The following is a 13,667-nucleotide window of genomic DNA, read 5'->3' as shown; positions in this document are numbered from 1 at the left end:
TTGTGAAGAAATTCGGTGGAGCGGTAGTTCAGTCGGTTAGAATACCTGCCTGTCACGCAGGGGGTCGCGGGTTCGAGTCCCGTCCGTTCCGCCACCCTAATTAGGGGCGTAGTTCAATTGGTAGAGCACCGGTCTCCAAAACCGGGTGTTGGGGGTTCGAGTCCCTCCGCCCCTGCCAGAAATAATCCTTAGCATCTGCTAAGGATTTTTTTTTGCTTCTTTTTCAGCATCCACTCTACAGAAAATCTCTCGCAGGCATCCTTGCCACAAATATTCAATCAATCACTTTGATTTTCAAAAGATCGCGGATCTGATTCTGTTTATCGCTGTTTTGCAGCCAAATTGCATAAAGTGGACGAGAAAGCATCGTTGTATCAGTAACTGGATATAACTTATCCTTTTGTTCTGCCCATGAAACAGGTAGCCAGGTGCAGCCATTAAGCTGCGGTAATTGCTGATGGGCCACTTCTGCTGAACTGGTCGTCAATGTTGGCACGTCATCACTGGCGATTAACTCTGACTCATGCTGTTGAAAATCCGGTCCCCATTCGAGGCGCAGGTAGTTCAATTCTGATTTGCTCTTTTCCGGGGCTGCGCAATAAAGCGCAAGTGTGAAATGGCCGAGCAACTGGCTGCTAAACTCATCCATCTTTGGCGTTTCAGTCGTGATCAACAGATCCAGTTGCCGCTCGTGTAACTGTTTAACCAATGATTGCCGTTGTGCAATTCGTGCTTCGAACTGAAGGTTTCCTTGCAGGTTATACAGCCTGGTTAACCAATCGCTAAGCATGCATTCCCATAGGGATGCGCTGGCCCCAATAGAAAATTGGTGGTGTCGCGATGTGTGCGCCACTTCCTTTCTTGCTGCTTGCCAGGTACTCATCAATGTTTCCGCATACGGCAGCAGCTTCTCGCCAGCTGCCGTCAGGCGGATATTGTTGCGATGGCGTGTAAAGAGATTAACCCCAAGCTGGTTCTCTAACTGGCGAATACGAAAACTCACCGCGGACTGGGTCAGATAGAGTGCTTCGGCTGCACGGCCGAAGTGACGAGTCCTGCTAACTTCGAGGAAAGTTTTTAGTAATTCCGTATCCACAGTTTTCTCCACAAAAATATTTGTCGTAATGATTTAAATGTTTTGTTTTACACTCTGTCAAGCGTAACTAATACTCCGCGCCATAAATAGCTCGGCCAAAGAATTAGGAGCGTGCAGGATGGCGGAAAGCTTTACGACGACAAATCGTTTTTTCGACAATAAGAATTATCCGCGCGGGTTCTCTCGCCACGGTGACTTCACCATCAAAGAGGCGCAACTGCTTGAGCGCCATGGTTATGCTTTTAACGAACTGGAACTCGGTAAGCGTGAACCAGTGACTGCAGAAGAAACGCAATTCGTTGCAGTGTGCCGTGGAGAGCGTGAGCCAGACACCGAAGCAGAACGCGTCTGGATCAAGTATATGGCGCGCATTAAGCGTCCGAAGCGCTTTCACACTCTTTCAGGTGGGAAACCACAGATGGAAGGTGCGGAAGACTATACGGATTCCGAAGATTAAGAGAAAAGGGGCTACGGCCCCTTTTTTTACATCAGCATCTTTTGCAAATGAATCAGTAGCCTGTCGATTGCGCGATAACTTAACGCTTCCTGCAGATGCGCGCGCTGGATCACTGGCTCTTCTTCAAGATCGGCTATCGTTCGTGCAACTCTCAGCAGGCGTTGCCAGGCGCGTACAGACAATCCCAGACGTGTTAACGTCTCTTCCAGCCAATTCCCGTCTTCTCTGTTAAGTTTACAAAGCTGTTTTGTTTCGCTGCTATCCAGATGCGCGTTGAGTTTATTCTGCCGCTGATACTGCCGTGCCCGGGCCTGAATAACCCGTAAGCGTACCGTTTCACTGCTTTCGCCTTTTTGCTGTGGCTGGCTCATTGACCCCGGAGCAAGCAAGGGGACCTCAAGCGAGAGATCGAAGCGATCGAGAAAAGGACCTGATAGCTTTCCCAAATAGCGCAGCGTTTGCTCCGGTGTCGAGCGGTTATGATTTCCCCGGTAATGGCCGGTCGGGCTCGGGTTCATGGCGGCGATTAACTGGAAACGAGCGGGATAGGTAACTTTCGCCCTTGCCCTCGAGAGATGAATTTGTCCGGATTCAATAGGTTCGCGGAGTGCATCCAGCACGCGGCGTTCAAATTCCGGTAATTCATCCAGAAACAGAACGCCATTATGCGCCAGCGAAATCTCGCCCGGGCCTGGTATTGCGCCACCGCCGACAAGTGCCGCCAGTGAAGCGCTGTGATGCGGTGCTCTGAATGGGCGTCTTCGCCAGTGGCGAGAGAGTGCCGCTGAATTTACCACGCTCATAATGGCCGCGCTTTCCAGCGCTTCCTGGTTGCTCAATGGCGGCAACAATCCCGCCAACCGACTGGCCAACATAGTCTTGCCCGTGCCCGGAGGTCCGATTAGCAACAGGTTATGTCCACCTGCCGCAGTGATTTCCAGTGCGCGCTTCCCTTGTTCTTGTCCAATAACATCGCTTAAATCCTCACTGGCGGCCTCCTGGCTGCTATAAAAGGGGGCAGGTGAAGGTAATGCCTGTTTTCCTTCCAGAAACGCACATACTTCCTGTAAATGGTCGGCGACCAGACACTCCTGTGTTTCTGTGAGGCTGGCTTCAGCTTCGTTTTCTCTGGCAATAACGATGCGTCTGTTGGCTTTTACCGCTTCAATGACAGAAGAGATGGCGCCAGGAACCCCACGTAATGCGCCTGTAAGGGCAAGTTCGCCAACAAATTCATAACGACTCAGCTCTGATGCCGTTAGCTGCTCAGAAGCGGACAGAAGCGCGATAGCGATGGGTAAATCGTATCGTCCACCTTCTTTGGGCAGGTCCGCGGGTGCCAGGTTGATGGTGATCCGTTTCGCCGGGAATTCATATCCGCTGTTGATAATGGCGCTACGAACACGATCGCGTGCTTCCTTAACCGTGGTTTCCGGAAGCCCAACAATAGTCAGCCCCGGCAGCCCGTTACTGATATGCACTTCAACGGTGACCAGGGGGGCCGTCACACCTAACGCCGCTCGCGTATAAATTACAGACAATGCCATAGGCTCTCCTTTTCACAGACATTATCTGTTTTGATTATCGCTTTTCATTATCGAAACGCTGCTTTTGCGTGCGCGTTTCCTGCGTTTCACTGCAATTAGCCCCTTTTTTCATCGTATTGGAATGTTGATCGCAGCGTTGTATTGCTAGTGCAAGAGGTGAGAAATTTTCACCAAGACTTTTCTCTATATAAAACAACCATTTTTCGTCAATTTGTCGGTGCGGTCGCAAACTGCGTCATAAATTTTTCTTGTTTCTTGTCTTAAATCTGTGTTACCTCTTTAGGCATTCCTTCGAACATGAAGCAAGAACGAACACAAATGAAAGCCCTTCTACGAGTGATTAGCCTGGTCGTGATTAGCGTGGTGGTGATTATTATCCCACCGTGCGGGGCTGCACTTGGACGAGGAAAGGCTTAAAAAACAAGCCTTAACGAACTAAGACCCCCGCACCGAAAGGTCCGGGGGTTTTTTTATGACCTAAAAACATAAACGAGGAGCAGAGGATGAGTAGTAGCACAAAATTCTGTTTCTCCCGATATCCGGCGGGGAACTGACTATGAATGGGGCACAGTGGGTGGTACATGCGTTGCGAGCGCAGAAAGTCGATATCGTCTTCGGCTATCCGGGCGGCGCAATTATGCCGGTTTACGATGCATTGTATGACGGCGGCGTGGAACACCTACTTTGCCGGCACGAGCAGGGCGCGGCGATGGCCGCTATCGGCTATGCTCGGGCCACTGGTAAAACCGGCGTTTGCATCGCTACCTCCGGCCCAGGTGCGACGAACCTGATCACCGGTCTTGCTGATGCGTTATTAGATTCCGTTCCGGTTGTTGCCATCACCGGCCAGGTTGCTGCTCCGCTTATCGGTACCGACGCGTTTCAGGAAGTGGACGTACTGGGTTTATCCCTCGCCTGCACGAAGCACAGCTTTCTGGTTGAATCGCTGGAAGAGTTACCGCGTGTCATGGCTGAGGCTTTCTACGTGGCCAATTCCGGCCGCCCGGGCCCGGTTCTGGTGGATATTCCAAAAGACATCCAGTTGGCTGTAGGCGATCTGGATCCCTGGTTCGCGACCGTCGACGATGAACATTATTTCCCGCAAGCGGAAGTGGAGCAGGCCGTGCAGATGCTCTCGCAGGCAACAAAACCGATGCTGTATGTTGGCGGCGGTGTGGGCATGGCGCAGGCGGTTCCGGCGCTGCGTGAGTTTCTGAGCGTGACGCAAATGCCAGTCACTTGCACGCTGAAAGGGCTGGGCGCGGTGGAAACTGATTATGCTTACTATCTCGGCATGCTGGGGATGCACGGTACGAAAGCCGCGAATTTTGCCGTGCAGGAGTGTGACTTGCTGATTGCCGTTGGCGCCCGCTTTGACGATCGCGTGACCGGCAAATTGAATACCTTCGCGCCGAACGCCAAAGTGATCCATATGGATATCGACCCGGCGGAAATGAGCAAACTGCGCCAGGCGCACGTTGCGTTGCAGGGCGATTTAAACGCGTTGCTGCCTGCGCTGCAACAGCCGCTGGCAATTGATGCGTGGCGTCAATACAGCGCGGATCTGCGTCGCGAACATGCCTGGCGTTACGATCATCCAGGCGACGCTATTTACGCGCCGCTGTTGTTAAAACAGCTCTCCGATCGCAAACCGGAAAACAGCGTGGTCACTACCGACGTTGGCCAGCATCAGATGTGGGCGGCGCAACATTTGTGTTTCAGCCGCCCGGAAGATTTCATCACGTCCAGTGGATTAGGTACGATGGGCTTCGGTTTGCCGGCCGCTGTTGGCGCGCAGGTTGCCCGCCCGGACGATACGGTAATCTGTATCTCCGGTGACGGCTCCTTCATGATGAATGTTCAGGAGCTCGGCACCGTTAAACGTAAGCAATTACCGCTGAAGATTGTCTTACTGGACAACCAGCGTTTAGGGATGGTTCGCCAGTGGCAGCAGTTATTCTTCAACGAGCGTTATAGTGAAACCACCCTGACTGATAACCCCGATTTCCTCACGCTGGCCAGCGCTTTCGGCATTCCCGGCCAGCACATCACCCGAAAAGACCAGGTTGAAGCGGCACTCGACACGATGCTCACGAGCCCAGGGCCATACCTGCTTCATGTCTCAATCGATGAACTTGAGAATGTCTGGCCGTTGGTGCCGCCCGGCGCCAGTAACTCACAAATGCTGGAGAAATTATCATGATGCAACATCAGGTCGCCGTTGAGGCCCGCTTCAATCCTGAAACGTTAGAACGCGTGCTGCGCGTGGTGCGTCACCGTGGCTTTCAGGTGTGTGCCATGAATATGGAAACCGCCAGTGATGCGCGGAACATAAATATCGAATTGACCGTTGCCAGCCCGCGGCCTGTCGAATTACTGTTTAGCCAGTTAAGCAAACTTGTTGACGTTGCCCGGGTTGATATCCGCCAGCGTGCCACATCATCACAATCACAACAAATCCGCGCGTAAGCGCAAAAGGAAGAATAATGACGACGAAAAAAGCAGACTACATTTGGTCTAATGGCGAGATGGTTCGTTGGGAAGATGCGAAAGTCCACGTGATGTCCCACGCGCTGCATTACGGTACTTCCGTATTTGAAGGCATCCGTTGCTATGACTCGCACAAAGGTCCGGTAGTGTTCCGCCATCGTGAACATATGCAGCGTCTGCGCGATTCCGCCAAAATCTATCGTTTCCCGGTATCTCAGAGCGTCGACGAGCTGATGGAAGCCTGCCGCGCAGTGATCCGCAAAAACAATCTGACCAGCGCCTATATTCGTCCGCTGGTATTTGTGGGCGATGTTGGCATGGGTGTTAACCCGCCGGCGGGCTACACCACTGATGTGATTATCGCTGCCTTCCCGTGGGGGGCTTACCTCGGTGCGGAAGCACTGGATCAGGGGATCGACGCGATGGTTTCTTCCTGGAACCGTGTTGCGCCGAACACCATCCCGACAGCCGCGAAAGCGGGCGGAAATTACCTCTCTTCCCTGCTGGTTGGCAGCGAAGCGCGCCGCCACGGTTACCAGGAAGGCATTGCGCTGGACGTTAACGGCTACATCTCTGAAGGTGCGGGCGAAAACCTGTTTGAAGTAAAAGATGGCATCCTGTTCACGCCGCCGTTTACCTCTTCCGCCCTGCCGGGTATCACTCGCGATGCGATCATCAAGCTGGCGAAAGAGCTGAACATCGAAGTTCGTGAGCAGGTGCTGTCCCGCGAATCGCTGTATCTGGCGGATGAAGTGTTTATGTCCGGTACGGCAGCGGAAATTACGCCGGTGCGCAGCGTTGATGGTATTCAGGTTGGTGAAGGTCGTTGTGGCCCGGTCACCAAACGTATTCAGCAAGCATTCTTTGGCCTGTTCACCGGTGAAACGGAAGATAAGTGGGGCTGGTTGGATCAAGTTAATCCATAAATACCCGTCATACTTCAGGTTGTAGGTGTGTTGGCCGCACTCGTTCACCCCAGTCACTTACTTATGTAAGCTCCCGGGGATTCGCTCGCTTGCCGCCTTCCTACAACCCGAATCATTCAGGGTATAGCAAATAAATATGGGATGGCACGCACCACCCCATCGACAAGATAGACGGGAGTAAAAGAGCATGCCTAAGTACCGTTCCGCCACCACCACCCACGGGCGCAATATGGCGGGTGCCCGCGCGCTGTGGCGCGCAACCGGGATGACCGACGCCGATTTCGGCAAGCCGATTATCGCCGTCGTGAACTCGTTTACCCAGTTCGTGCCGGGCCACGTTCACCTGCGCGATCTCGGTAAGCTGGTTGCGGAGCAAATCGAAGCCGCAGGCGGCGTGGCGAAAGAGTTCAACACGATTGCCGTTGATGACGGTATCGCCATGGGCCACGGCGGCATGCTTTATTCACTGCCTTCCCGCGAGCTGATTGCCGATTCCGTTGAATATATGGTCAATGCCCACTGCGCTGACGCAATGGTGTGTATTTCCAACTGCGACAAAATCACCCCCGGGATGCTGATGGCTTCTCTGCGGTTGAATATTCCGGTGATTTTCGTCTCCGGCGGCCCGATGGAAGCCGGGAAAACAAAACTCTCCAACCAGATAATTAAACTCGATCTGGTGGATGCCATGATTCAGGGCGCGGATCCGAAAGTTTCTGACGATCAGAGCGAGCAGGTAGAACGTTCCGCCTGCCCCACTTGCGGATCCTGCTCCGGCATGTTTACCGCCAACTCAATGAACTGTCTGACCGAAGCGCTGGGGCTGTCACAGCCGGGTAACGGCTCGCTGCTGGCGACCCACGCTGACCGCAAAGAACTGTTCATCAACGCGGGCAAACGCATTGTTGAGCTGACCAAACGCTATTACGAGCAGGATGACACCAGCGCACTGCCGCGTTCCATCGCCAGTAAAGCGGCGTTTGAAAACGCCATGACGCTGGATATCGCCATGGGCGGCTCTACTAATACTGTTCTGCATCTGCTGGCCGCCGCGCAGGAAGCAGAAATTGATTTCACCATGAGTGATATCGATAAGCTGTCCCGCAAAGTTCCGCAGCTATGTAAAGTCGCGCCGAGTACGCAGAAATACCATATGGAGGATGTGCACCGCGCCGGTGGCGTGCTGGGCATCCTGGGTGAGCTGGATCGCGCTAACTTGTTAAACCGTGACGTGAAAAACGTGCTCGGTCTGACGCTGCCGCAAACCCTTGAGCAGTACGACGTGATGCTGACCAAAGACGACGCGGTGAAAACCATGTTCCGCGCGGGGCCAGCCGGTATCCGCACCACGCAGGCGTTTTCCCAGAATTGCCGCTGGGACACGCTGGATGACGATCGCGCTGAAGGCTGTATCCGTTCGCTGGAGCATGCTTACAGCAAAGATGGTGGCCTGGCCGTGCTGTACGGCAATTTTGCGGAAAACGGCTGTATCGTTAAAACCGCAGGCGTTGATGACAGCAACCTGACCTTTACCGGTCCGGCAAAAGTGTATGAAAGCCAGGACGCGGCGGTGGAAGCCATTCTCGGCGGTAAAGTTGTCGCCGGTGATGTGGTGGTGATTCGCTATGAAGGGCCGAAAGGCGGGCCGGGGATGCAGGAAATGCTCTACCCAACCAGCTTCCTGAAATCGATGGGCCTCGGCAAAGCGTGTGCGCTGATCACCGATGGGCGTTTCTCCGGCGGGACTTCCGGCCTTTCCATTGGCCATGTTTCTCCGGAAGCGGCAAGCGGCGGCAATATCGGCCTGATTGAAGATGGCGACATTATCGCTATTGATATTCCGAGCCGCAGCATTCAACTGCAACTGAGCGATCGTGAACTGGCAGCGCGCCGTGAAGCGCAGGAAGCCCGAGGCGATAAGGCCTGGACGCCGGTTGACCGTGAGCGTCAGGTCTCCTTCGCGCTGCGCGCTTATGCCAGTCTCGCGACCAGTGCGGATAAAGGCGCGGTACGCGATAAATCCAAACTTGGGGGTTAATGATGGCCGAATCCCAACCCCTCTCAGCCGCTCCCGAAGGGGCGGAATATCTGAGAGCGGTGCTGCGTGCGCCGGTTTACGAAGCGGCGCAGGTAACGCCGCTGCAAAAAATGGAGAAACTCTCTTCGCGTCTCGACAACGTAATTCTGGTGAAGCGCGAAGACCGCCAGCCGGTGCACAGCTTTAAGCTGCGTGGCGCGTACGCAATGATTGCCGGGCTGACGCCTGAGCAAAAAGCGCACGGCGTGATTACTGCTTCTGCGGGCAACCACGCGCAGGGCGTGGCAATGTCATCGACGCGTCTGGGGATCAAATCGCTGATTGTGATGCCAGTGGCGACGGCGGATATCAAAGTGGATGCGGTGCGCGGCTTTGGTGGCGAAGTGCTGTTGCACGGTGCCAATTTCGACGAAGCGAAAGCGAAAGCCATTGAACTGGCTGAGCAACAAGGTTTCACCTTTGTACCGCCGTTTGATCACCCGATGGTGATTGCCGGACAGGGCACGCTGGCGCTGGAGTTGCTGCAACAGGATGCGCATATCGATCGGGTTTTTGTGCCGGTCGGCGGCGGCGGTTTAGCGGCGGGCGTGGCGGTGTTGATTAAACAGTTGATGCCGCAAATCAAAGTGATCGCCGTTGAGGCGGAAGACTCCGCCTGCCTGAAAGCGGCGCTGGATGCGGGTCATCCGGTCGAGTTACCGCGCGTGGGCTTGTTTGCCGAAGGCGTGGCGGTAAAACGCATTGGTAACGAAACTTTCCGTCTGTGCCAGGCGTATCTCGATGACATCATCACTGTCGATAGCGATGCAATTTGTGCGGCGATGAAAGATCTGTTCGAAGATGTCCGTGCGGTGGCGGAACCGTCCGGTGCGCTGGCGCTGGCGGGGATGAAAAAGTACATCGCGAAACACAATATTCGCGGCGAACGGCTGGCGCATGTGCTTTCCGGCGCGAACGTTAATTTCCACGGCTTACGTTATGTTTCTGAGCGTTGCGAGCTGGGCGAGCAGCGGGAAGCGCTGCTGGCGGTGACCATTCCGGAAGAGAAAGGTAGCTTCCTGAAGTTCTGCCAGTTGTTGGGCGGGCGTTCCGTAACCGAATTTAACTATCGCTTTGCCGATGCGAAAGACGCCTGCATTTTTGTCGGCGTGCGTTTAAGTCGGGGGCTGGAGGAGCGCAAAGAGATCCTCGATCTGCTGCATCAAGGCGGTTATAGCGTCGTGGATCTTTCCGACGATGAGATGGCGAAACTGCACGTGCGTTACATGGTGGGCGGGCGACCGTCGAAACCGCTGCGCGAACGCCTGTACAGTTTTGAGTTCCCGGAATCGCCCGGCGCGCTGCTGAAGTTCCTGCATACGCTTGGTACGCACTGGAATATTTCATTGTTCCATTACCGCAGCCACGGCACCGATTATGGGCGCGTTCTGGCAGCATTCGAACTGGGCGAGCATGAGCCAGATTTCGAAACCCGGCTCAACGAGCTGGGCTACGAATGCCACGATGAAACGCATAACCCGGCGTTCCGTTTTTTCCTTGCCGGTTAGTTGTTTGGCAGGATTTTCCAGAACGCATCAATAAGCGGCTCATAGAGCCGCTTTTTTTGTACACACACGCCAAGCTCAAACGGCGTTTTCTCATCGCTGCGCTCAAGGATCATCACGCGGTTGCGTACTGGCTCCGGGCTGTTTTCCAGCACCACTTCCGGGATTAGGGCCACGCCGCAGCCGAGCGCGACCATTGACACCATCGCTTCGTGACCGCCGACGGTAGCGTAAATCGACGGGTTGCTGATTTTGTGGCGGCGGAACCATAGTTCGATACGGCGGCGCACTGGGCCCTGATCGGCCATGATAAACGGCACGGTGGACCAGTCTGGTTCGGGCTGCGAAACCTGGTTCCGCACCGGGCAGGGGAGCGCAGGTGCTATCAGCACCACGGCCAGGTTTTCCAGCATCGAAAAGGCGACCGCGCCGGGCAACGTTTCCGGTTTCCCGGCAATAGCCAGATCCGCTTCGCCAGTGACCACTTTTTCCATCGCATCAGCGGCATCGCCGGTGGTGAGCTTGATCTCTACCGACGGATGTTCCGCGCGAAAGCGATCAAGAATCGGCGGCAAATGGCTGTAAGCCGCGGTGACGGAACAGAAAAGATGCAGCTCGCCGGAAAGCGACGGGCCTTGCTGGTCGATGGTGTGGCGCAATTGCTGATACTGCAATAACGTTTGCTGCGCGAAAACGCGCAACTCTTCACCCGCTTCAGTCAGCGTGACGGTACGGTTATCGCGCACAAACAGCGGCTGCCCGAGATCTTCTTCCAGCCGCTGGATTTGTCGCGAAAGCGTGGAAGGGCTGACATGCATGGCGCGCGCGCTGCGGCCAAAATGGCGGCTTTCGGCCAGATGCAGGAACGTTTTCAGATCGCGTAAATCCATGAGACAGACTCCACAAATTTACATTGCAAAAATTGCAATGTGACATTGTTAATATATCAATTTAAGCAACGCATTTCCTGTCATATAGTGGGTTCAATCTCGCTTATCAGCGAACTGAACAATAAATATTGCCCTGAATAATTTGCGCAACAGAAAATCGAAAGCGTTAGCGCAAAAGAAGAACGGCACAACACAACATCACACGACGAGGTCTCAAATGGCTAACTACTTTAATACACTGAACCTGCGCCAGCAGCTGGCGCAGCTGGGCAAATGCCGCTTCATGGCGCGTGACGAATTTGCCGATGGCGCAAGCTACCTTCAGGGTAAAAAAGTGGTCATCGTCGGCTGCGGTGCCCAGGGCCTGAACCAGGGCCTGAACATGCGTGACTCCGGTCTGGATATCTCTTACGCGCTGCGTAAAGAAGCCATTGCGGAAAAACGCGCGTCCTGGCGCAAAGCGACCGAAAACGGTTTTAAAGTTGGCACGTATGAAGAGCTGATCCCGCAGGCGGATCTGGTCGTGAACCTGACGCCGGACAAACAGCACTCTGACGTCGTGCGTTCCGTGCAGCCGCTGATGAAAGACGGCGCGGCACTGGGCTACTCTCACGGTTTCAATATCGTGGAAGTGGGTGAGCAGATCCGTAAAGACATCACCGTCGTGATGGTGGCGCCGAAGTGCCCAGGTACTGAAGTGCGCGAAGAGTACAAACGCGGTTTCGGCGTTCCGACGCTGATTGCCGTCCACCCGGAAAACGACCCGAAAGGCGAAGGGATGGCAATTGCTAAAGCCTGGGCTGCGGCAACCGGTGGTCACCGTGCGGGTGTTCTGGAGTCCTCTTTCGTTGCGGAAGTGAAATCTGACCTGATGGGCGAGCAGACTATCCTCTGCGGCATGTTGCAGGCGGGTTCTCTGCTGTGCTTTGACAAGCTGGTGGCTGACGGTACCGACCCGGCTTACGCAGAAAAACTGATTCAGTTCGGCTGGGAAACCATCACCGAAGCGCTGAAACAGGGCGGTATTACGCTGATGATGGATCGCTTGTCCAATCCGGCGAAACTGCGTGCTTACGCGCTGTCTGAACAGCTGAAAGGCATCATGGCGCCACTGTTCCAGAAACATATGGACGACATCATCTCCGGCGAGTTCTCTTCCGGCATGATGGCTGACTGGGCCAACGACGATAAGAAACTGCTGACCTGGCGTGAAGAAACCGGTAAAACCGCGTTCGAAACCGCACCGCAGTTTGAAGGCAAAATCAGCGAGCAGGAGTATTTTGATAAAGGCGTGCTGATGATTGCGATGGTGAAAGCGGGCGTTGAACTGGCGTTCGAAACCATGGTGGCGTCCGGCATTATCGAAGAGTCTGCTTACTATGAATCGCTGCACGAACTGCCGCTGATTGCCAACACCATCGCGCGTAAACGTCTGTATGAGATGAACGTGGTTATTTCCGATACCGCAGAGTACGGCAACTACCTGTTCTCTTACGCTTGCGTACCGCTGCTGAAAGAGTTTATGACCACGCTGCAAACGGGCGATTTGGGTAAAGCGATTGCCGAAGGCGCGGTAGATAACGCGCAACTGCGTGATGTGAATGATGCGATTCGCAGCCACGCTATTGAGAAAGTGGGTCAGAAACTGCGCGGTTATATGACGGACATGAAACGTATCGCCGTCGCGAGCTAAATCCGGTCGTCTTTCGGCAACGATAAGCCGACATTCATCGAAAAATTCAAGCCCGGAGGCGTTAGCGCTTCCGGGCTTTTTTATGTGCTGCACTGGATGCGATCTTTTTTGCCCATTCGTCTTGTTGAATTTGTCTTTATGTAATATCGTAAGTTACATGAAAATAAATAACTCATTCTCCGCGACGCTGCACATCCTGCTCCACATGGAACAGGCCGATAAACCGATGACATCGGAACAGATGGCTGAATACATCGACGGTAACCCGGCGTTTATTCGCAAACTGCTCGCCGGGTTACGGGAAAAACAGATTGTCTGCGCGACCAAAGGGCACCACGGCGGCTGGCGGCTTTGTCATCCCGCCAGCCATGTCACTCTCTACGATATCTATATTGCACTGGGATCGCCTGCGTTGTTCGCATTGGGCAATCGTAATGAGAACCCTGAGTGCCTGGTTGAGCAAGGGGTGAACCGGGTGATGTCGTCGACGCTTGCCGACGCACAATCGCTGATCCTTGAACGTTTTAAAAACCTGACGCTACAGGATGTCGGTGCGGAATTTATCAGTTACTTCAACGAAAAGGGGCACCACTGATGATTGCAGATTTAACCACCTGCCTGATGATTGCGCTGGCTGCCAGCAGCATTTCAATAACGGTGACGCAAACGGAGTTATTTGCGGCTTTTCGTGAATGGACGGTGAAAAAGAACGCGATGATAGGGCACTTGTTTCAGTGTTTTTATTGTCTGAGTCACTGGGCGGTGTTTGGCGGTATGCTGGTGTACCGGCCTGCGTTGCTGCACAGCGGCTTTGCATTGATTGACTGGGTGATGACGGCGTTTATTACCATTACGCTGGCGACCCTGATTAATGGCCTGATGTTTAAAGTGTTCCAGGCGGCAATCAGCATGCATGTGATGAAGCATGACGCGCAGCAGAAGCTGCAATCGCACAAATAAAAAAACAGCCTCTCTGTGATGAGAGG

General features: G+C 54.1%; 14 protein-coding genes and 2 tRNA genes. 13 read left to right on the top strand and 3 right to left on the bottom strand.

Annotated elements, in window-relative coordinates; translation table 11 throughout:
* The first annotated feature begins 17 nt into the window (after positions 1 to 17).
* Positions 18 to 94 (top strand) — tRNA-Asp (locus tag DFO56_RS23500).
* An 8-nt stretch (positions 95 to 102) separates the two neighbouring features.
* A tRNA-Trp gene (locus DFO56_RS23495) sits at positions 103 to 178 on the top strand.
* A gap of 96 nt (positions 179 to 274) precedes the next feature.
* Here DFO56_RS23495 and hdfR read toward each other — a convergent pair.
* Positions 275 to 1,108: an HTH-type transcriptional regulator HdfR gene (gene hdfR, locus DFO56_RS23490; RefSeq protein ID WP_110093632.1), complete on the bottom strand. Its 834-nt coding sequence runs from the start codon at positions 1,106 to 1,108 to the stop codon at positions 275 to 277.
* Between the two features lie 106 nt (positions 1,109 to 1,214).
* On the opposite strand from hdfR, the gene DFO56_RS23485 reads away from it, so the two are divergent.
* Positions 1,215 to 1,553 (top strand): DUF413 domain-containing protein, encoded by a 339-nt coding sequence (locus DFO56_RS23485; RefSeq protein WP_017459699.1) that lies wholly within the window; start codon positions 1,215 to 1,217, stop codon positions 1,551 to 1,553.
* 26 nt (positions 1,554 to 1,579) lie between these two features.
* Here DFO56_RS23485 and DFO56_RS23480 read toward each other — a convergent pair whose 3' ends face one another.
* Positions 1,580 to 3,100, bottom strand: coding sequence for a YifB family Mg chelatase-like AAA ATPase (locus DFO56_RS23480; RefSeq protein ID WP_045512908.1), 1,521 nt, complete (start codon positions 3,098 to 3,100; stop codon positions 1,580 to 1,582).
* 318 nt (positions 3,101 to 3,418) lie between these two features.
* On the opposite strand from DFO56_RS23480, the gene ilvL reads away from it, so the two are divergent.
* The 7 genes from ilvL (at position 3,419) to ilvA (ending at position 10,101) form a co-directional block, all read left to right on the top strand.
* A complete protein-coding gene (gene ilvL, locus DFO56_RS23475; RefSeq protein WP_015966468.1) occupies positions 3,419 to 3,517 on the top strand; it encodes an ilv operon leader peptide in 99 nt (32 codons plus the stop codon).
* Positions 3,518 to 3,603: 86 nt separating this feature from the next.
* Entirely contained in the window at positions 3,604 to 3,654 is a 51-nt protein-coding gene (ilvX, locus tag DFO56_RS25200) for a peptide IlvX (protein ID WP_202819293.1), read from the top strand.
* 2 nt (positions 3,655 to 3,656) lie between these two features.
* Positions 3,657 to 5,303 carry an acetolactate synthase 2 catalytic subunit gene (ilvG, locus tag DFO56_RS23470; protein ID WP_020455987.1) on the top strand — a complete coding sequence of 549 codons (1,647 nt, stop codon included), beginning with the start codon at positions 3,657 to 3,659 and terminating at the stop codon, positions 5,301 to 5,303.
* Entirely contained in the window at positions 5,300 to 5,569 is a 270-nt protein-coding gene (gene ilvM, locus DFO56_RS23465; RefSeq protein ID WP_017459702.1) for an acetolactate synthase 2 small subunit, read from the top strand. The genes ilvG and ilvM overlap by 4 nt, the downstream gene beginning before the upstream one ends.
* A gap of 17 nt (positions 5,570 to 5,586) precedes the next feature.
* Complete coding sequence (locus DFO56_RS23460; protein WP_020455988.1) at positions 5,587 to 6,516, top strand: branched-chain amino acid transaminase; 930 nt, start codon at positions 5,587 to 5,589, stop codon at positions 6,514 to 6,516.
* A 187-nt stretch (positions 6,517 to 6,703) separates the two neighbouring features.
* The gene (ilvD, locus tag DFO56_RS23455) at positions 6,704 to 8,554 is read left to right on the top strand and encodes a dihydroxy-acid dehydratase (RefSeq protein WP_020455989.1); all 1,851 of its coding nucleotides are present in this window, start codon (positions 6,704 to 6,706) and stop codon (positions 8,552 to 8,554) included.
* A 2-nt stretch (positions 8,555 to 8,556) separates the two neighbouring features.
* Positions 8,557 to 10,101 carry a threonine ammonia-lyase, biosynthetic gene (ilvA, locus tag DFO56_RS23450; protein ID WP_097407625.1) on the top strand — a complete coding sequence of 515 codons (1,545 nt, stop codon included), beginning with the start codon at positions 8,557 to 8,559 and terminating at the stop codon, positions 10,099 to 10,101.
* On the opposite strand, the gene ilvY is transcribed toward ilvA, so the two are convergent.
* On the bottom strand, positions 10,098 to 10,988 hold the full coding sequence (gene ilvY, locus DFO56_RS23445; protein ID WP_020455991.1) for an HTH-type transcriptional activator IlvY: 891 nt from the start codon (positions 10,986 to 10,988) through the stop codon (positions 10,098 to 10,100). The two genes, ilvA and ilvY, sit on opposite strands and share 4 nt — an antisense overlap.
* A 217-nt stretch (positions 10,989 to 11,205) precedes the next feature.
* Between ilvY and ilvC the strand changes: the two genes are divergently transcribed.
* From ilvC to DFO56_RS23430, 3 genes are all read left to right on the top strand, one after another.
* The gene (ilvC, locus tag DFO56_RS23440) at positions 11,206 to 12,681 is read left to right on the top strand and encodes a ketol-acid reductoisomerase (protein WP_020455992.1); all 1,476 of its coding nucleotides are present in this window, start codon (positions 11,206 to 11,208) and stop codon (positions 12,679 to 12,681) included.
* A 157-nt stretch (positions 12,682 to 12,838) separates the two neighbouring features.
* A complete protein-coding gene (locus DFO56_RS23435) occupies positions 12,839 to 13,276 on the top strand; it encodes an Rrf2 family transcriptional regulator (protein ID WP_045512910.1) in 438 nt (145 codons plus the stop codon).
* Entirely contained in the window at positions 13,276 to 13,641 is a 366-nt protein-coding gene (locus DFO56_RS23430; protein WP_045512912.1) for a hypothetical protein, read from the top strand. Before DFO56_RS23435 ends, DFO56_RS23430 begins: the two co-directional genes overlap by 1 nt.
* The last annotated feature ends 26 nt before the right edge of the window (positions 13,642 to 13,667 follow it).

Origin of the sequence: Kosakonia sp. AG348 (assembly GCF_003337365.1) — a bacterium.
GTDB lineage: Bacteria > Pseudomonadota > Gammaproteobacteria > Enterobacterales > Enterobacteriaceae > Kosakonia.
The sequence above is the reverse complement of the archived record's forward strand: the minus strand, read 5'-3'. Positions and strand labels throughout refer to the sequence as shown.